Source organism: Mycobacterium sp. H4Y (assembly GCF_000364405.1).
Classification (GTDB): domain Bacteria; phylum Actinomycetota; class Actinomycetes; order Mycobacteriales; family Mycobacteriaceae; genus Mycobacterium; species Mycobacterium intracellulare.
The window spans coordinates 54,570-72,520 of sequence record NZ_AKIG01000002.1; the positions used below are offsets into that span (position 1 = coordinate 54,570).

At 70.4% G+C, this 17,951-nt stretch carries 18 protein-coding genes; 7 read left to right on the top strand and 11 right to left on the bottom strand.

Annotation, left to right across the window (positions count from 1 at the left end; translation table 11 throughout):
* Positions 1-846 (top strand): aldo/keto reductase, encoded by an 846-nt coding sequence (locus W7U_RS13940; protein ID WP_161807802.1) that lies wholly within the window; start codon positions 1-3, stop codon positions 844-846.
* Between the two features lie 7 nt (positions 847-853).
* Here the strand turns inward: W7U_RS13940 and W7U_RS13945 are convergent, their stop codons facing one another.
* The 4 genes from W7U_RS13945 to W7U_RS13960 all read right to left on the bottom strand — a co-directional run bounded on the left by W7U_RS13945 (position 854) and on the right by W7U_RS13960 (position 6,284).
* A complete protein-coding gene (locus W7U_RS13945) occupies positions 854-1,567 on the bottom strand; it encodes an HNH endonuclease family protein (protein WP_008258968.1) in 714 nt (237 codons plus the stop codon).
* Positions 1,564-3,783 carry an ATP-dependent DNA helicase RecG gene (gene recG, locus W7U_RS13950; protein ID WP_008258969.1) on the bottom strand — a complete coding sequence of 740 codons (2,220 nt, stop codon included), beginning with the start codon at positions 3,781-3,783 and terminating at the stop codon, positions 1,564-1,566. The genes W7U_RS13945 and recG overlap by 4 nt, the downstream gene beginning before the upstream one ends.
* A gap of 2 nt (positions 3,784-3,785) precedes the next feature.
* Complete coding sequence (locus W7U_RS13955) at positions 3,786-5,435, bottom strand: DAK2 domain-containing protein (RefSeq protein ID WP_008258970.1); 1,650 nt, start codon at positions 5,433-5,435, stop codon at positions 3,786-3,788.
* Positions 5,436-5,600: 165 nt separating this feature from the next.
* Entirely contained in the window at positions 5,601-6,284 is a 684-nt protein-coding gene (locus W7U_RS13960; protein WP_306454285.1) for a transglycosylase SLT domain-containing protein, read from the bottom strand.
* Positions 6,285-6,743: 459 nt separating this feature from the next.
* On the opposite strand from W7U_RS13960, the gene rpmB reads away from it, so the two are divergent.
* On the top strand, positions 6,744-6,935 hold the full coding sequence (gene rpmB / locus W7U_RS13965) for a 50S ribosomal protein L28 (RefSeq protein WP_008258973.1): 192 nt from the start codon (positions 6,744-6,746) through the stop codon (positions 6,933-6,935).
* Between the two features lie 6 nt (positions 6,936-6,941).
* Here the strand turns inward: rpmB and W7U_RS13970 are convergent, their stop codons facing one another.
* A complete protein-coding gene (locus W7U_RS13970; protein WP_008258974.1) occupies positions 6,942-7,763 on the bottom strand; it encodes a mycofactocin-coupled SDR family oxidoreductase in 822 nt (273 codons plus the stop codon).
* A 2-nt stretch (positions 7,764-7,765) separates the two neighbouring features.
* Entirely contained in the window at positions 7,766-8,668 is a 903-nt protein-coding gene (locus tag W7U_RS13975; RefSeq protein ID WP_008258976.1) for an SDR family NAD(P)-dependent oxidoreductase, read from the bottom strand.
* A 67-nt stretch (positions 8,669-8,735) separates the two neighbouring features.
* On the opposite strand from W7U_RS13975, the gene W7U_RS13980 reads away from it, so the two are divergent.
* The 4 genes from W7U_RS13980 to W7U_RS13995 are packed head-to-tail and all read left to right on the top strand — an operon-like array spanning position 8,736 to position 12,445.
* The gene (locus tag W7U_RS13980) at positions 8,736-9,179 is read left to right on the top strand and encodes a nuclear transport factor 2 family protein (protein ID WP_008258978.1); all 444 of its coding nucleotides are present in this window, start codon (positions 8,736-8,738) and stop codon (positions 9,177-9,179) included.
* A 5-nt stretch (positions 9,180-9,184) separates the two neighbouring features.
* The gene (locus W7U_RS13985) at positions 9,185-10,375 is read left to right on the top strand and encodes a sulfotransferase (protein ID WP_008258979.1); all 1,191 of its coding nucleotides are present in this window, start codon (positions 9,185-9,187) and stop codon (positions 10,373-10,375) included.
* A complete protein-coding gene (locus tag W7U_RS13990) occupies positions 10,368-11,612 on the top strand; it encodes a hypothetical protein (RefSeq protein WP_008258980.1) in 1,245 nt (414 codons plus the stop codon). Before W7U_RS13985 ends, W7U_RS13990 begins: the two co-directional genes overlap by 8 nt.
* A gap of 2 nt (positions 11,613-11,614) precedes the next feature.
* Positions 11,615-12,445, top strand: a complete 831-nt coding sequence (locus tag W7U_RS13995; protein ID WP_008258981.1) for an oxidoreductase — start codon at positions 11,615-11,617, stop codon at positions 12,443-12,445.
* A gap of 10 nt (positions 12,446-12,455) precedes the next feature.
* Here the strand turns inward: W7U_RS13995 and W7U_RS14000 are convergent, their stop codons facing one another.
* From W7U_RS14000 to W7U_RS14010, 3 genes are read right to left on the bottom strand one after another with little or no spacing between them, the layout of a single operon-like run.
* A complete protein-coding gene (locus W7U_RS14000; RefSeq protein ID WP_008258982.1) occupies positions 12,456-13,385 on the bottom strand; it encodes an NADP-dependent oxidoreductase in 930 nt (309 codons plus the stop codon).
* A gap of 5 nt (positions 13,386-13,390) precedes the next feature.
* Positions 13,391-14,074 carry a uracil-DNA glycosylase gene (locus tag W7U_RS14005; RefSeq protein ID WP_008258983.1) on the bottom strand — a complete coding sequence of 228 codons (684 nt, stop codon included), beginning with the start codon at positions 14,072-14,074 and terminating at the stop codon, positions 13,391-13,393.
* A gap of 41 nt (positions 14,075-14,115) precedes the next feature.
* On the bottom strand, positions 14,116-15,063 hold the full coding sequence (locus tag W7U_RS14010; RefSeq protein WP_008258984.1) for a thiamine-phosphate kinase: 948 nt from the start codon (positions 15,061-15,063) through the stop codon (positions 14,116-14,118).
* Between the two features lie 45 nt (positions 15,064-15,108).
* On the opposite strand from W7U_RS14010, the gene W7U_RS14015 reads away from it, so the two are divergent.
* Positions 15,109-15,693, top strand: a complete 585-nt coding sequence (locus W7U_RS14015) for a DUF3515 domain-containing protein (RefSeq protein ID WP_008258986.1) — start codon at positions 15,109-15,111, stop codon at positions 15,691-15,693.
* Here the strand turns inward: W7U_RS14015 and W7U_RS14020 are convergent, their stop codons facing one another.
* Positions 15,694-16,839 (bottom strand): D-alanine--D-alanine ligase family protein, encoded by a 1,146-nt coding sequence (locus tag W7U_RS14020; RefSeq protein WP_008258987.1) that lies wholly within the window; start codon positions 16,837-16,839, stop codon positions 15,694-15,696.
* A gap of 31 nt (positions 16,840-16,870) precedes the next feature.
* Positions 16,871-17,914, bottom strand: coding sequence for an NAD(P)H-dependent glycerol-3-phosphate dehydrogenase (locus W7U_RS14025; RefSeq protein ID WP_008258992.1), 1,044 nt, complete (start codon positions 17,912-17,914; stop codon positions 16,871-16,873).
* Positions 17,915-17,951 lie beyond the last annotated feature (37 nt).

A 17,951-nucleotide genomic window follows, 5' to 3' on the forward strand; every position in this document is an offset into this window, starting at 1 on the left:
TTGACTGGCGAGTCGGGCTCCGCCGCACCCTCAATTGCTCTCAACGACGAAAACACGATGCCGGCCCTGGGCCTGGGCGTCGCGGAATTGTCGGACGACGAGACCGAACGCGCGGTATCGGCGGCGCTGGAAATCGGTTGCCGGCTCATCGACACCGCCGCGGCCTACGGCAACGAGGCCGCCGTCGGGCGCGCCATCGCCGCCTCCGGGATTCCGCGCGCCGAGCTGTTCGTGACCACCAAGCTGGCCACCTCCGATCAGGGTTTCAAGGGGGCGATGGACGCCTGCACCGCCAGCCTGGAACGGCTGGGCCTGGATTACGTCGACCTGTACCTGATTCACTGGCCGGCCCCGTCGCTGGGCAACTACGTGAACTCCTTCGGCGGAATGATCCAGTCCCGCGGGGACGGGCAGGCCCGCTCGATCGGCGTCTCCAACTTCACCGAGGAACACCTGACGACGGTCATCGACCTCACGTTCGTCACCCCCGCGGTCAACCAGATCGAGCTGCACCCGCTGCTCAACCAGGAGGCGTTGCGCAAGACCAACGCCGAGCACAACGTCGTCACCCAGTCCTACACGCCGCTGGCGCTGGGCAAGCTGATCGACAACCCGACCGTGAGCTCGATCGCCGGCGAATACGGCAAGACCGCCTCGCAGGTGCTGCTGCGGTGGAACCTGCAGCTGGGCAACGCGGTCGTCTTCCGCTCGGCCAAGGAAGAGCACATCGCGACCAACATGGACGTGTTCGATTTCGAGTTGGCCGCCGAGCACATGGATGCGATCAACGGGCTCAACGACGGCACCCGGCTGCGCCCGGACCCCGACACCTACGAGGGTTCATAAGCGACGGCTACCCCGCGGGGCAACTCGCGGCGGCCTGACGCAAAACACCGGTCGACGCCGCATCCACCGGCAGCGCATAGCCGCGCAGCACGGCGATGAATTGCATGGCGTACTGGCAGGCGAACGCCCCGTTGGGCGGCATCCATTGGCCCGGTGGCGAATCGCCCTTGTCCTGATTGGCCGGCCCGTCGACGGCCAGCAGGTTGGCCGGATCGTTGGCGAAGCGCAGCCGCTCGGGCGCCGGCCAGCCGTACGCGCCCATGTCCCAGGCGTACGCGAGCGGCACGATGTGGTCGATCTGCACCGATTCGCCGACCTTGGGGCCGCGCGCAAAGGCGATCGTCTTGTTGGTGTACGGGTCGTGCAGCGTGCCGGTGGCCACGGCGTCCGGGCACCGCTTGATCGACACGTACGTCTTGTCGACGAGATCGCGGTTGAGGATGTCGTCGCGGGTGTCGCACCCGTTGTGCCCCAACGGCGCGTCGTTGTCGTCATCCCAGGCGTCGCCGAACGCCGCCCGCAGGTAGTCGTAGCGGTGCAGCCGCACCGGCACGACCGCGATGCCCGCGAACACGTCGACGCCGGGCAGCACCGTCGGAACATCCGCGCGCGCAGCGTATTCCGCGGAGTGCCGGGAGGCCGAGGTCCCGACCGTCTGGTAGGCCACCACCACCGCGAGCGCGGCCGCCGCGGCCAACCACAACAGCACCTTGCGGTTCAACTCTTGTCCAGGTATTCGATGCGGTCGGTGTCGGTGAATCGCGCCGCCAGCACGGCCAATCCGGGATCGGAGGGGTCCTCGGAATAGGTTCGGACGCAGAATTCCCGCGCCGCCTCGATGTACTCCAGGTGGTCGGCCAGGGACAGCAGCCGCAGCGTGATCGCCCGGCCGGACTGGTTGCGGCCCAAGACATCTCCCTCGCGGCGCTCCTTGAGGTCCAGGTCGGCCAGGGCGAAGCCATCCAGCGTCCCGGCCACCGCGCGCAGCCGCCGGCCGGCCGGCGAGTCGGGCGCGGACCAGCTGGCGAACAGGCACAGGCTCGGGTGCCGGCCGCGGCCGATCCGGCCGCGCAGCTGATGCAACTGGCTGATCCCGAACCGGTCGGCGTCCATCACCAGCATCACGGTGGCGTTGGGGACGTCGACGCCGACCTCGATGACGGTGGTGCACACCAGCACATCGATCTCGCCGGCGCGGAAGGCCGCCATCACCGCGTCCTTCTCGTCGCCGGACAGCCGCCCATGCATCAGCCCCAGCCGCAGGTGCGCCAGCTCGCCGGAACGCAGTCGGGCGTAGAGGCCTTCGGCGGTCTCGGGGGCCTTGGCGTTCTGCTCCTGCGCGCCCGGATCGTCGTCCTCGTCGATGCGGGGCGCCACCACGTAGGCCTGCCGGCCGGCGGCGACCTCTTCGCTGATGCGCTGCCAGGCGCGGCCGAGCCAGGTGGGCTTGTCCTTGACGAAGATGACGTTGCTGGTAATCGGCTGGCGTCCACGCGGAAGTTCGCGCAGCGTCGACGTTTCCAGGTCCCCGTAGACGGTGAGCGCGACGGTGCGCGGGATCGGCGTCGCCGTCATCACCAGCAGGTGCGGGGTGACACCGGGACGGGCCTTGGCCCGCAACTGATCTCGCTGCTCGACCCCGAAGCGGTGCTGCTCGTCGACCACCACCATGCCCAGGTTGTCGAACTCCACCGCGTCCTGCAGCAGCGCGTGGGTGCCGACGACGATGCCCACCTCGCCGCGGGCGATCTCGGACCGGATCTGCTTCTTCTGCGCGGCGGTCATGGAACCGCTGAGCAACGCCACCCGGGTGGCCCGATCGGCACCGCCCAGCTGGCCCGCCATCGCCAGCGGGCCGAGCACGTCGCGGATGGATCGAAGGTGTTGCGCGGCAAGCACTTCCGTCGGGGCTAGCAGCGCGCACTGATAACCGGCGTCCACCATCTGCAGCATCGCCAGCACCGACACGATCGTCTTACCCGAGCCCACCTCCCCCTGCAGCAGGCGGTTCAGCGGGCGGTTGGACGCCAGCCCCTCGGACAGCACGCCGAGCACCTCACGCTGCCCCGCGGTCAGCTCGAAAGGCAACCGCCCCAACAGTTCCGCGGCCAAACCGTCCGAACGCGGCGGCGCCGGGGGCCCCGATTCCGAAAGCTCGCCGTGCCGGCGGGCCACCAGGGCCCACTGCAGCCCGACGGCCTCGTCGAAGGTCAGCCGCTCGCGCGCCCGCTGACGGCGGGGCTCGCTTTCGGCGAGGTGGATGTCGCGCAACGCCTGATCCTCGGAGACCAGGCCGAATTTCGCGCGCAGGTCCTCGGGCAGGGGATCGGGCACCGGGTCGAGGACGTCGAGCACTTGGCGGACGGTGGCGAAGATGGTCCAGCTCTGCAGCTTGGCGCTGGCCGCATAGATCGGGAAGAAGTGGCGCTGATACGCGTCCGCGATGTCTTCGCCGGTGGTGGCGTGCGAGGCGTTGGCGATGCTCTTGAGGGACACGGTGCCGCGGTTCTTCCCGTCCGGCGTGTCGAGGAGGAGAAACGCGGGATGGGTGAGCTGCATGACGTTCCTGAAGAACCCGACCTCGCCGGAGAGCATCACCTTGGTGCCGGTGGTGAGGTCCTTTTTGATGTAGTTCGCGTTGAAGAACGTGGCGGTCACCTTGTTGCGCCCGGAGCCGAGCGTGATGCGGTGGCAGACCTTCTTCGGCGTCTTCTTCATCGGGAACGTCTCGGTGTCGGTGATCGTGTCGACGATGGTGATGTGTTCACCGGCGGGCGGCCGTTCGTCGTCGGCGTCCCAGCGGCTGGCGCCCTCGGTGTAGCTGCGGGGGTAGTGGCGCAGCAGGTCGTTGACGGTCCGGATGCCGAACACCTCGTCGAGGAGCTCCACGACCTTCCCGCCGACGGCGTAGTCCAGCCGGTCGGACAGCGACACCATCGCTACTCGACCCCGATCAGCAGCGCGTCACCGTGGTGGCCGGTGCGGTAGGTGACCAGTTCGGTCCCCGGGTGGTGGTCGTGCATGTGCTCTTCCAGGATGTCGCCGACGGCGCCGACGTCCCCATCGGTCTCGATGCCGGCGCCCAGCAGCACGGTCACCAGGTCGCCGCCGGAGGCCAGCAGGAGGTCGAGCAGGCCGATCGCCGCCCCGACGGCGTCGGCGGCCACGATCAGCACCTCGTCGCCCGCGATGCCCAGGCCGTCGCCGGGATGGCAGCGGCCCGCCCAGGTCAACGCGCTCTCGGTGGCGATGCGCACCGATCCGTGCCGCGCGGCGCCGGCCGCGCGGGCCATGGTGTACCCGTCGTCGACGGCCTGCCTGCCGGTCTCGTGCACGGCCAGCGCGGCCAGCCCCTGCACCATCGACCCGGTCGGGATCGGCACCACGTCGATCCCCCAGCCGATGGCCGCCGTGCACCCGGCGACCAGCTCCTCGGCGGCCACATAGCCGTTGGGCAGCACCATCACCTGCGCGGCGCCGGTGTCGACGACGGCGCGCATCAGCTGGTGCGCGCTGATGTTGGTCGTGGGATCGTGCGCCGCGGGGTCGCGTTGCAGCACGCAGGCGCCTTCCCCGGCGAACAGCTCGGCGGCGCCGTCGCCGTCGACGACGGCCAGCACCGCCCGTTCCCGCGTCCAGCCGCCCGCGGGCAACCCGGGGGCCCCGGAGCTCAGGGCCGAGATGACGATGCGGCTGAGTCGTCCGGCCGTCAGTCCCGCCTCGACGGCGGCGCCGGCGTCGTCGGTGTGCACGTGCACGGAATAGGTGCGTTGCGCGGACGACGGCGCCGACGCGATGCCCACCGAATCGCCCAGGTCCTCCAGCCGGTCCCGCAGCGCGTCCGCCGCCGCGGGCTCGCAGCCGTCCAGCCGGTACATCACCTCGAATTGGGGCGCCGGGCGCGGCGCGGGGGCTTCGGTGCGCTGCGCCCGCGGCGCGAGCTCGTAGACCGCCCGGGCGGGCGCCTGCCCCGTGATGGTGGTCCGCAACGCGTCCAGCAGGACCAGCAGGCCCCGCCCGCCGGCGTCCACGGCTCCGGCGTCGGCGAGCACGTCGAGCTGCTCGGGGGTCTTTTCCAGGGCGACCACCGCCGCGTCCCCGGCGGCGATGACCGCCGGCGCGAGCCCGTCCCCGGCGCGCGCGCACTGCTGCACGGCGGTCGCGGCGGCCCGTAGCACCGAGACGATGGTCCCCGGGACTTCCTCGCCGCCCATCGAGGTGATGACCAGCTCCACGCCGCGCTGCAGCGCATCGCCCAGCACGACGGCGTCGATGTGGGGCAGGTCGCCGCCGGCGTCGCTCGCGGCGGTGGCGGTGACGTCGGCGAGGCCGCGCAGGATCTGCGACAGGATCACCCCGGAGTTGCCACGGGCGCCGTTCAGCGCGCCGGCCGACAGCGCGGCCGCGGCCCGGGCGGCGCACCCCGAGCCGCCCTGCGCGTTCAGTTCCGCCAGGGCCGAACGCATGGTGAACAGCATGTTCGCGCCGGTGTCGGAGTCGGCGACGGGAAAGACGTTGAGTCGATTGATCTCGTCGATGTGGGTGATCAGGTCGCTGACGGCGGTGTGCGCCCAGTCTCGCAGGGTCATCGCGTCCAGGAGACGTAGCTGCGACGTATCAGCAGTGCCCAGTTGACCCACCTCCTCCGCACCTGTCTCCCGGTGGGCGCCAGCGTAGCCCGGCGACGCAGCCGCTGCGCTCAGTTGCTCCGCGCCGTTGAGGAAGATCGAGCGGCCGGCCGGCAGCGGCAGAGCTTAATAGCCCTGCCGGATACCGGGATTGGCCTGCCCCACCAGCGCGCGCTGATTGCTGCCGTCGCGGCTGACGCCGTAGCGGCTCATCTGATAGTTCATCGACGCGCATGCGGCCGCCACCGGATCCCACGCCGAGTTCGACGTCCCGGGCTGGTGGAAGGCCGCGAAGGTATCCGGCATTACCTGCCACGGGCCGCGCGTGGCGTGCAGCGGGCCACCGTCGAGCTGAGAAGGCCCGTAGGCGTTGCTGTCTGACAGGTTGATCGCACCCGAATGAAATTGCGATTCGTGGTCGGCGATGGTCATCATGCCCTCGATCCAGTGACCACGGGCCGACGCCTCGGTGACGCCGATCCGGGTCAGTGCCTCCTCGAGATAGCCGCGGATCGCGTCGGGTCCGTCCGGCCACACTCCCCGACCGTCGAAAGCGACCTGCCGCAGCTGGATTCCGCCGCGCACCGCGGCCGCCTCTTGCACCGCGGGACGGGGCGGACGGGGCTGCCACCACCACGTCGCATCGGCTGGAGCGGGGCCCGATGCTCTCGGGCCCGGTCCGCCCTGCCCGATGCCGTCCTGCCCGCCCACAGCGGTCGGGCAGTTGACCGACGTACTCCCTATGGCGACGCTGCCCAGCGCCGCCACCACCAGATAGGCCGCCGCCACCCGGCGCAACCTCAACACCAACCGTCGTACGCCCGCCGGTGAGCCCCGCCCGCTTTCGACGTCGGCTGGACCGGCGGCGTTTTCGGCGCGCGCAACCACCCCGCGCACTCCCCTCAAGCCTGCCGATATTCGCTTCCCAGCCTCATCCGCAGCTCCGCGCGGGCCGGCACCACCGGGAAGAAGACTTCAGCCAATCAGCGCGCCGTCCGCACCTGATATAGGCAGCGACCGCACCGACCATCGGCGGCGACGCCATCCTAGCGGCGCCGCGTCCGAGCAGCCCGGATTCGCGCCGGTACTGTGATCGACTCGGTGTTTACCGCCCAAGGGGTCGCGGCGCACACCTGACCCCGGCATGGCCCGGGCCGCCCGTCGACGTTTTGGTGGTTACCACGACAATCGGTATTCTGATTGGGCCCGGTGAGGCCGGGCTGTCCCGGCCGGATTGCCGGACCCCCGAGATTTTGAGGAGCTTGAACAATGGCCGCTGTGTGCGACATCTGCGGGAAAGGCCCCGGCTTCGGCAAGTCGGTGTCGCACTCCCACCGCCGCACCAGCCGCCGGTGGGACCCCAACGTCCAGACCGTGCACGTCGCCCGTCCGGGCGGTAACAAGCAGCGCCTCAATGTCTGCACGTCCTGCATCAAGGCCGGCAAGGTCGTCAGGGGCTAGTTCCCCCTACATGACGACGTGGCCGGCGTCGACCGGGATCGACACCCCGGTCACGTAGCGCGACCGCGGCCCGGCCAGCCACAGCACCGCCTCGGTGACGTCCCGCGCCTCGACCAACGGCACGCCGGGCAGCAGCATCTGCGAGACGGCCGGGTTCGGGTTCTCCGTCATCCGGTTCACCACGAAGTCGTTGAGAATCATCGGCGTCGCGACACCGCTGGGGTGCACCGAGTTGACCCGAATCTTGTGCGGCGCATACGCATTGGCCGCCGAGCGCATCAGACCCACGACACCGTGCTTGGACGCCGCGTAGGCGAACATCGCGGCGCTGCCGTCACCGCCACGTCCGGTCAGGCCCTGCGACGAACTGACCAGCACGACCGAGCCGCCGACGCCCTTGCGCACGATCGAGGGGACCGTCGCCAGCATGGTGTGCCACACACCCTTGAGGTTGGTGTCGACGATCGTGTTGAACACCGGTTCGGCGTCGGGCTCGGTGACGCCGATCGCCACCACCCCGGCGTTGGCGATGACGACGTCGACCTCGCCGAGCTCGTCGATGCCCGCCTGCACGCCGGCCCGCAGACCCGCAAGGTCGCGCACGTCGGCGATCACCGGAACCGCTTTGCGGCCCGCCGACCCGACCAGCTGGACCGTTTCGGCCAGCTCTGCCTCGGTGCCCAACGCGTAGGGAATGGCCTCGAGGTCGGCGCAGATGTCGACGGCGATGATGTCGGCGCCCTGCTCAGCCAGCGCGACGGCGTGGCTGCGGCCCTGGCCGCGCGCGGCGCCGGTCACGACGGCGACGACGTTGTCGAATTCACCCATGCTCAGATCTCCAGTTTCGTGCCGGTCTCGCGCTCGGCGAAGGCCACCAGCCGCGCGGCCGTGTCGTAGTCGCACGCCAGTTGCGTGCGGCCGATGAGCACCGGCCCACCGCGCAGCCCGAACCTGCCGCTGACCCCGACGTAGCTGCCGGGCGGAATCGGCTCGCTGATGCAGTACAGCGTCGGCGCCGCGCCCTCGTCGATGTCGTTGGCCAACCGGTCGGCCACCGCCTTGACCCCCTTGTGGGCCAGCGACATCAGCGGCGAGTCGCCCAGGTTGGACAGGTTCGAGGCCACCCAACCGGGGTGGGTGAGCTGCGTGACGAGCGGCGATGCGGCCGCGCGCAGCCTGCGGTCCAGCTCGAGCCCCCACAGCATCACGGCGAGCTTGGACTGCGCGTAGGCGCCCAACCTCGTCCACTTGTGGCGGCGCAGGTGCAGGTCGTCGAGGTGCAGCGTCGCCGACCGGTGGGCGTCGGAGCCGACGTTGATGATCTGCGAACGCACCTTGGGCAGCAGCAGGTTCGTCAGCGCGAACGGCCCGAGCAGGTTGGTGCCCAGCGTCATCTCGAATCCGTCGACCGTCTCGGTGCGGCGGTCGGTGAGCGCGCCGGCGTTGTTGATCAGGATGTCCACCGGCTCGTCGATCAGGCCGGCGAAGGCCCGCACCGACGACAGGTCGGCGAGGTCGAGCTTGAGCACCGACGTCGCACCGCCGCCGTTCGCGGAGATTTCGGCAGCGCGTTGCTCGCCGAGTTCGGTGTTGCGCACGGCCAGGATCACGTGCGCGCCGGCGTGGGCGAGCGCGCGCGAGGTGCCCAGCCCCACCCCGTTGGTCGCTCCGGTCACGATCACGCGCTTGCCGGTCAGGTTGCCGAGCCTGCTCGGCGTCCACGGTAAGGTCACGGCGACTAAGAGTAATCGTCGGTTCTATGTAAGTTGGACCGGACGGACTTTCCCGAGGCGGTTCGACATGAGTGACAGCGCCACCGAGATCACCAATCTCATCTACACCTATGCGCAGCTGCTCGACGGCGGCGACCTGGACGGGGTGGCCCGCCTCTTCGAGCACGGCCGCATCTGCGGCGTCGAGGACGGCCCGCCGGAAACGGTGTTCGCCGGCTCGGCGCGGGTCCGCGAGATGTACGAAATGGCCACGCGCATCTACGAAGACGGCACCCCGAAGACCAAACACAACACCACCAACGTCCAGCTGTACATCGACGAGGCTCAGGGCACCGCGACGAGCACGTCCTACTACTGCGTCACCCAGGCCACCCCCGACCTGCCGCTGCAGGTCATCGTGACCGGGCACTACAAGGACACCTTTCACCGGGTGGACGGCGCCTGGTGTTTCGACAGCCGCACCATGTTCGTCGACCAGGTCGGCGACGTCAGCCACCACCTGAAGTTCTGAGCCTCGTGCCATCCCCCAGCGTCTTCGAGCCGGCCGCCGTCCTGGCCGACGCGCAACGCAAGGAAGGGCTCACCGACTGGGGCCCGGGCGAATTCGAAGAGCCGCTGACCGTCCTGCTGCGCGACTATGCGCGCGCCGACCTCAACGCGATCGGCGCCCACATCCTGCGCTCGGGCATCGTGCACAGCCTGCGGATGCGGCTGCGCACCCAGGAGTGGATCCGCCGCCATCCGGAGATTCTCGACGAGCGGGTGGCCGCGCCGATCGTCGTCGTCGGGATGATGCGCAGCGGGACCACGCTGTTGCAGCGCCTGCTGGCGGCCGATCCGCGCTTCGTCTGCGCGTACGGGTGGGAGGTCGTCGAGGTCGCGCCGCGGTTGAACCGTCCGTTCACCGGGGTGGATCCGCGCATCGCCATCAGCCAAGCGCGCGAGGCGAAATCGCGCGAACTGGCGCCGGAGTTGTTCTCCATCCACCCGATGTACGCCACCGAAGCCGAGGAGGAGATCGTCTTTTTGGCGGACGCCTTCTTGTCACACGTCCCCGAGTCGGGCGCCCACCTGCCCCACTACCGAACCTGGCTCGACGACCAGGACTTCTCCCCCGCCTATGGCTACCTGCACCGCATGCTGCAGTTCCTGCAATGGCAAAAAAGCCAACGCGGGCTGGCCGGTCAACGGTGGGTGCTCAAATCGCCGGCGCACCTGGGGTATTTGGGCCTGCTGCGCGCCCAGTTCCCCGACCTGCACGTCGTGCACATGCACCGCCATCCTCGCACCACGATCGCGTCGGGGGCCAGTCTGAACGCCACGCTGCACGCGATGCACGCCGACGTCGTCGACGCCCACCGGGTCGGCGCGCAATGGCTGGCACGGATGGGCTGGACCAACGACCGTGCGATGACGACCCGCGACGGCTGGTCCGACGACGGTGAGCGCGTCACCGACATCGGGTTCGACGATGCGGTGGCCGACCCGATCGGGCAGGTGGCCCGCGTCTACGACGCGATCGGGCTGCCGCTGGCGGCCGAGGCCGAGGACGCGATGCGGCGCTGGCTGCGTGAGCGTCCGCGCGAGGCGGCGCGCCCGCCCTACGGCCTGGAGAACTACGGCCTGCTTCCCGAGCAGGTCGACGAGCGATTCACGTTGTACAACAAGCGATTCGCACAATACATCGGAGGAACAGCGCATGCCTGAAGACCCGGTCGCGACGGCATCCCAGCACGAACAGGAATTGGCGGCGCTCGAGCTGATCGAGCATCCCACCGTCAAGGCCGCGTACCGGACCGTTGCCGAAACCTGGCTGGGCCGCGCCAAGGCGTCCGACGCGATGCGCGAACGGTTCGACGGCGCGTTCGCCGAGGTGATGTTCTCGGCGGCGATGTGGTCGTCCAACCAGGACAAGCTGCGCCCCAAGGTCAGCTGCATCACCCGGCTGGCCCACCCCGTAAACGGCCGCCGGATCCCCGGATCGCGGTGGGGCATCGACAATCCCGACAGCGTGTACCGGGTGATCCCCATCTCCGGGGACGAGCGCTACGAGATCCACGGCCGGGTCGGCGAACACCGGATGACCGAGAACTACTTCACCCTCTGGGATGCGAACATGGGCACCGTCGACGTGCTCAACGGCCGCACCATGCGGGTCGATTCCGACGGCAGCTTCACCATCACCGTCGACTCCGAACCCGCCAACGGCCGGCCCAATCACGTGCGGAGCACCCCGGCGGCACACGAGTTCTACATTCGAGACGTACTGCTGGACTGGGGCCGCGACGACCCCAATCACCTTGAGGTGCAACGGCTTGGCGCCCCGGCGTCAACACCGGCACGCACCCTTGACGAGCAGGCCGAGGCCACCGCCGCCATGATGGATTACTTCGCGAACTTCACCGGCAAGCTCAGCCACGGCGTGTACAAGATGCCGGCCAACCAGTTCAACCTGGCCTGGTCGGCCGACAAGATCGGCGCCATGCGCAACCAGGTGTACGTGATGGGCCGCTTCGATCTCGGCCCCGACGAGGCGTTCGTCGTCGACCTGAATGACGGTGGCGCCGAATACTTCACCGTCCCGCTCAGCAACGTTTGGGGCACCACGCTCGAGCTCGTCGACCGCACCGGCAGCCTCAACAAGGCGCAGTCGGTCCCCAACCAGGACGGCGCCTACACCTACGTGATCTCCCCCGTCGACCCCGGCGTGGCCAACTGGATCGACTCCGACGGCCTGCGCGAGGCCATCCTGACCCTGCGCATGGCGGAGTTCGGCGAAAACGGTCCCCGCGAAGACCTCGGGGCCCGCGGTCGCGTCGTCAAGCTGGACCGGCTCGACGCCGAGGTGCCACACCTGGCGCGGGTGAGCCCGCAGCAGCGGGCCGCCCAGCTCGCCGAGCGCCGCAAGGGATATCTGCGCCGCCTACCGGAAGGGACGATTTAGCGATGGCTCGCTGGCTGATCACGGGATGCTCCACCGGCTTCGGACGCGAAATCGCCCGCGCCGCACTGGAAGCCGGCCACAGCGTGGTGGTGACGGCGCGGCGCGCCGAGGCGGTGCAGGACCTCGCCGACGAGTTCGGCGACCGGGCGCTGGCCGTCGCGCTCGACGTGACCGACACCGGCCAGGTCGCGGCCGCGGTGGCGGCGGCCGACGAGGCCTTCGGCGGAATCGATGTGCTGGTCAACAACGCCGGACACGGCTACCTGTCCGCGGTGGAAGAGGGTGAGGACGCCGAGGTCCGAAAGCTGTTCGACGTGAACTACTTCGGCGCCGTCGACATGATCAAGGCGGTGCTGCCGGCCATGCGCGCCCGCGGATCGGGCCACATCATCAACATCTCCTCGATGACCGGCCTGGTGGCCAACCCGCCCAACGCCTACTATTCGTCGACCAAGTTCGCGCTGGAGGCGGTCACCGAGGCGCTCGCCACCGAGGTCCGCCCCCTGGGCATCAAGGTGACCGCCGTCGAACCCGGCGCGTTCCGCACCGATTGGGCGACAAGGTCGATGAAGGAATCCGGGGCGCCGATCACCGATTACGCCGACGTGGCGGCGCGCAAGGACCTGATCAAGCAGTTCGCCGATCACCTGCCCGGCGACCCGCGCAAGGTGGCCGAGGCGGTGCTGATGCTCGCCAAGCTCGACGACCCGCCGCTGCGGTTGCTGCTGGGCCGCGACGTGCTCAAGGCCATGCGGGACAAGATCGCCGCGTTGTCGGCGTCGATCGACGAATGGGAAGCCGTCACCAAGGACGTCAACTTCCCGGCGTCGTGACGCCGAGCCGTCAATCCCGCACGACCAGGACCGTCTTGCCGGCGCGGCCGCCCCGCTCCCGGCTTTCGAACGCCTCCCGGCCCTCGTCGAGCGGGAACGTCTGGGCGATCGCGACGTGCAACCGGTCGCTGTCGACGAGCGCGGCGAGCTCGGCGAGCTGATCCCGATTCGGTGTGACGATGAAGAAGGTTGCGCTGACGCCGAATTCGTCGGCCCGGCCGTCCGGCGGCGGTGCCGACAACGTCACCAGCCGGCCGCCGCGGCGCAGCACGCCGTAGGACCTTTCCAGCGTCTGCCCGCCGACGGTGTCGACGACGACGTCGTAGGCGGCGCCGGCCTCGTCGAATGCCTCGGTGCGTGTGTCGATCACCCGCTGCGCGCCGCAGCCGCGAAGAAGATTCGCGGTGTCGCTGCGCACGGTCGCGGTCACCCGCGCACCCAGCAGGGCGGCCAACTGAACGGTCAACAGGCCCACCCCGCCGGCGCCTCCGTGCACCAGCACGCTCTCCTTTGGCTGCACCGCGGCGTGATCGACCAGTGCCTGCAGCGCGGTCAGGCCGGCCAGCGGGAGCGCGGCGGCGACGACGTGGGAGACCGTCGACGGTTTGGCGGCCAGATCGGCCGCGGGCACGGCGACGAAATCGGCGGCCGCGCCGTCGCGGTCGAACGCGATCAGTCCGTAGACCTCGTCGCCGGGCACGAAATCCGTGACGTCGTCGGCCACCGCGGACACCACACCGGAGACCTCGTGGGACGGGATGACGGGGGTTCGGCTGACGCCGTCGCGGGTCCACGTCTCCTCCCATGTCAGCTCGTCGAAGGTGATGGCGGCCGCGTGCACGGCCACCAAGGCTTCCCCGGCCGCCGCGACCGGCACGGGCGCCCGCTCGATCACCAGCTGCTCCGGTCCGCCGCGCCGGTTCGCCCGTAGCGCGGTCATCTCGTTCAGGGCAGCCGCCAATCGATCGCGTCCGCGCCCATTCCGGCCAGCAGTTCGTTGGCACGGCTGAACGGGCGGGAGCCGAAGAACCCCCGCGACGCCGACAGCGGCGAGGGATGCGGTGACTCGATGGCCACGCAATTGCCTTGGGCGAGAATCGGTTTGAGCGTCGAGGCGTCGCGGCCCCACAGGATCGCCACCAGCGGCAGCGAGCGCGCGGTCAGCGCCCGGATGGCGCATTCGGTCACCGCTTCCCAGCCCTTGCCCCGATGCGACGCCGGATTGCTGGGTCGCACGGTGAGCACCCTGTTCAACAGCAGCACACCACGCTGCGCCCAGGGCGTCAGGTCACCGCACGAGGGCGGGGGGTGACCCAGGTCGGTGGTGTACTCCTGAAAGATGTTGGCCAGGCTGCGCGGCAGCGGACGCACCTCGGGGGCCACCGAAAAGCTCAGCCCCACAGCGTGTCCGGGCGTCGGGTAGGGGTCCTGCCCGACGATCAGCACCCGGACCTGGTCGAACGGATAGGTGAAGGCGCGCAACACATTCGGGCCGGCGGGCAGATACCTGCGCCCGGCCGCGATCTCGTCCCGCAGGAACTGCCCCATCTGGGCGACCTGCCCGGCCACGGGTTGCAGCGCGTTCGCCCAGCCCGGCTCGACCAATTCGCTCAGCGGGCGCGCCGTCATCGTCGGCCCTTCGCGATCGGGTAAACGGTCACCGCGTCACCCTAGTACGACTGCCAGCCGGCGTGGCCGCTCCACTCCTGATCGTCGACGAGCACCCGGGCCGGCCCGTCGAGCACCCGCCCGATGATGCGCCATCCGGCCGGCGCGGGTCCGGCGAAGCATGCCACCAGGGCGTGGTCTTCGCCGCCCCCCAGCACCCACGGCCAGGGATCGGCGCCTGCGGCGGCGGCCGCCGCGGCGAGCGCGTCGCGGTCGGCGGCCAGCGCCGCCGTGGACAGGTCGATGCCCACCCCCGACGCGACGGCCACATGCCGCAGGTCGGCGATCAGGCCGTCGGAGACGTCGATCATCGCCTGCGCCCCCCCGGCGGCGGCGACCGCACCCTGACCGTACGGCGGCTCGGGCACCACATGCCGGCGGCGCAGCTCCTCGAAGCCGCCGATACCGGTGTGCCACAAGGCGAATCCCGCGGCCGAGCGCCCCAGGTCGCCGGCGACGGCGACCAGCGAACCCGGCGTTGCGCCCGATCGCCGCACCGGCTCGCGGCCGCCGAGATCGCCGAGCACCGTCACCGAGATCACCCACCGCGGGCAGCTGACCAGGTCGCCGCCGGCGATGCCGGCCCCGACCCGTTGCGCCTCGTCCCACATCCCGTCGACGAGCGCGTCCACCGCGGCCGCCGGCGTCTCACCGGGCGCGCCGAAGGCGACGACGAACGCCGTGGGCCGCGCGCCCATCGCCTCGATGTCCGCGGCGTTCTGGGCGATCGCCTTGCGGCCGATGTCGTGCGGCGTCGACCAGTCCAGCCGGAAATGCCGGTCCTGCACCAGCATGTCGGTCGACACCACGACGCGGCCATCGCCCGCCGCCACCAGCGCCCCGTCGTCACCCGGCCCGAGCACCACAGCGGCGGGCTGGCGGCGACCGGCCACCAGTCGGTCGATCACGGCGAATTCGCCGAGTTGGCGCAGCGTCGATTCGTCCCGCACGCCACCCACAATAATTGGCCATCGGGGTGAGCTGAGGCGATAGTGATGTGGGGACAGGAGGTGGCCGCGGTGGCAACCGAGTCGGACGCCGACGGCGGGCCGCCGCGCGCGGTGATCATCGTCGCGGTAGCGCTGGCCGTCACGACCATCGGGGTGATCCTGGCGATCGCGGCCACCCGTGAGGCGCCCCCGCAACCGGTCGCCGTCGCGGGCGTCCCGGCGCCGCAGGCCGACAGCCCCGCGTGCCGGGCGCTGATGGACGCGCTGCCGCAGCGCCTGGGTGACTACCAGCGGGCGGCGCTCGAGCAGCCGGCGCCGGTAGGCGCGGCGGCATGGCGCTCCGGGCGGGGCGCCGACCCCGTCGTGCTGCGCTGCGGCCTGGACCGCCCGGGCGAGTTCGTCGTCGGCTCCCCGATCCAGGTGGTCGACCGGGTGCAGTGGTTCCAGGTGCGCTCCGACCAGCAATCCGCCGGTGACGCCGGCAGATCCACCTGGTACGCGGTGGATCGCGGTGTCTACGTGGCGCTCACGCTGCCCACCGGGTCGGGCCCGGCGCCGATCCAGCGCCTGTCGGAGGTGATCGCGCAGCGCATCCCGGCCGGGCCCATCAGCCCCGGGCCGGCGCGCTAGCTAGCGCAGGCTCACCCCGCGGGCCAGCGCCGTCTCGACCATCGTCGCCAGCAGCGTCGGGTAGTCCACGCCGCTGGCCGCCCACATCCGCGGGTACATCGAGATGGTGGTGAACCCCGGCATCGTGTTGATCTCGTTGAGCACCGGCCCGTCCTCGGTGAGGAAGAAATCCACCCGCGCCAGCCCCTGACAGTCGATGGCCCTGAAGGCGCGGATCGCCAATTGGCGTACCGTGTCGGCGATTTCGTCGTCGACCTTTGCGGGCACGTCCAATTCGGCCGCGTCGTCAAGGTATTTGGTGGCGAAGTCGTAGAACGAATCCTCGCGGCCCCGCACGCCGGCCACCCGGATCTCGCCCAGCGCGCTGGCTTCGACTGTGCCGTCCGGCATTTCGAGCACACCGCACTCCAGCTCGCGGCCGACGATCGCGGCCTCGACGATGACTTTGGGATCGTGGCGGCGCGCCGCGGCGACGGCGGCGTCCAGCTGGTCCCAGCTCGCTACCCGGCTCACACCGATCGAGGAACCTCCCCGGGCGGGTTTGACGAACACCGGCAGCCCCAGCCGCTGGCACTCCTCGGGCCGCAGCCGCGCGCGCGAGGGGCGCAGCACCGCGTAGTCGCCGACCGGCAATCCCTCGGCGGCGAACAGCTTCTTGGTGAACTCCTTGTCCATGCCGGCGGCGCTGGCCAGCACACCGGCCCCCACATACGGCACGCCGGCGAGTTCGAGCAGACCCTGGATGGTGCCGTCCTCGCCGTAGGGGCCGTGCAGCACGGGGAACACCACGTCAACGGACGCCAACACCTCACCGGCGCCGGGCGGCAGGGAGACCAATTGGCCGCCGCGCCGCGGATCGGCCGGCAGCGCCAGTTCGGTCCCCGACTCGGCGGTGACTTCGGGCAGCCGCCGGTCGGTGATCGCCAACGCGGCCGGGTCGCCGTCGGTGAGCACCCAGGAACCTTCCGGGGTGATGCCGATCGCGACCACCTCGAAACGCTCGGGGTCGAGGTTGCGCAGAATGCTGCCCGCCGAGACGCACGAGATGGCGTGCTCGTTGCTGCGCCCCCCGAAGACGACGGCCACGCGCGCCCGCTCGCCGCCCCCCGAGCCGGGGTGCGGCGTCGACCGATCGCTGGCATTCACAATCTCAAGAGGCTACCGGGTAGGTGGGGTCTCACTCGGGCTTGGTGCGGCGGCCCAACAGCAGCGCCATCGCCTCGTCGACCGACAGCCCCTTGTGGCAGACCCGGTGCACGGCGTCGGTGAGCGGCATTTCGACGTCGTAACTGGCCGCCAGCGCCAGCACCGACTCGCAGGACGTCACACCCTCGACGACGTGCCCGTCGCCGCCGTCGGGCGTGCCGGAAAGAATCGACTCGACGGTTGCTCCGCGGCCGAGCCGTTCACCGAACGACCGGTTGCGCGAATGCGGGGAGCTGCACGTGGCCACCAGGTCGCCCACGCCGGCGAGCCCGGCCAGCGTCGCGCCCTTGGCGCCCAGCGCGATCCCCAGCCGCATGATCTCGGCCAGGCCCCGGGTGATGATCGCCGCCGCGGTGTTTTCGCCGAGCCCCACGCCGGCGGCCATCCCGCAGGCGAGCGCGATCACGTTCTTGCACGCCCCGCCGATCTCGGTGCCCACCACATCACTGTTGGTGTAGGGGCGAAAGTATCCGCTGTTCAGCATGCGCTGCAGGGCGACGGCCCGGCCCGAGTCGCCGCAGGCGACCACGGTCGCGGCCGGCTGGCATCCGGCGATCTCGCTGGCCAGGTTCGGCCCCGAGATCACCGCGACGTGAGCGGGGTCGACGCCGGTCACCGCGACGATCACCTGGCTCATCCTCATCAGCGTGCCCAGCTCGATGCCCTTGGCCAGGCTGACCAGGGTCGCGCCGTCGCGCAGCAGCGGCGTCCAGCGCTCGAGATTGCTCCGCATCGTCTGCGCCGGCACGCCGAGCAGCACCGTGGACGCGTTCTGGAGCGCCTCGGCGGCGTCGGCGGTGGCGCGGATGCCCGGCGGCAGCGACGTGCCGGGCAGATAGTCCGGATTCGATCGGGTGGCGTTGATCCGCTCGGCGAGCTCGGGCCTGCGGGCCCACAACGTGACCTGTGTTTCCGGCCCGCCCGCCTCGACGAGCACCTTCGCCAGCGCCGTGCCCCACGCCCCGGCGCCCATGACCGTGACGGCGCCGGTCGAACCGGCATGCGTGCTGGTCATGTGTCACCCCCTGTCGTGGTCGGCGTTGCTCATGCGG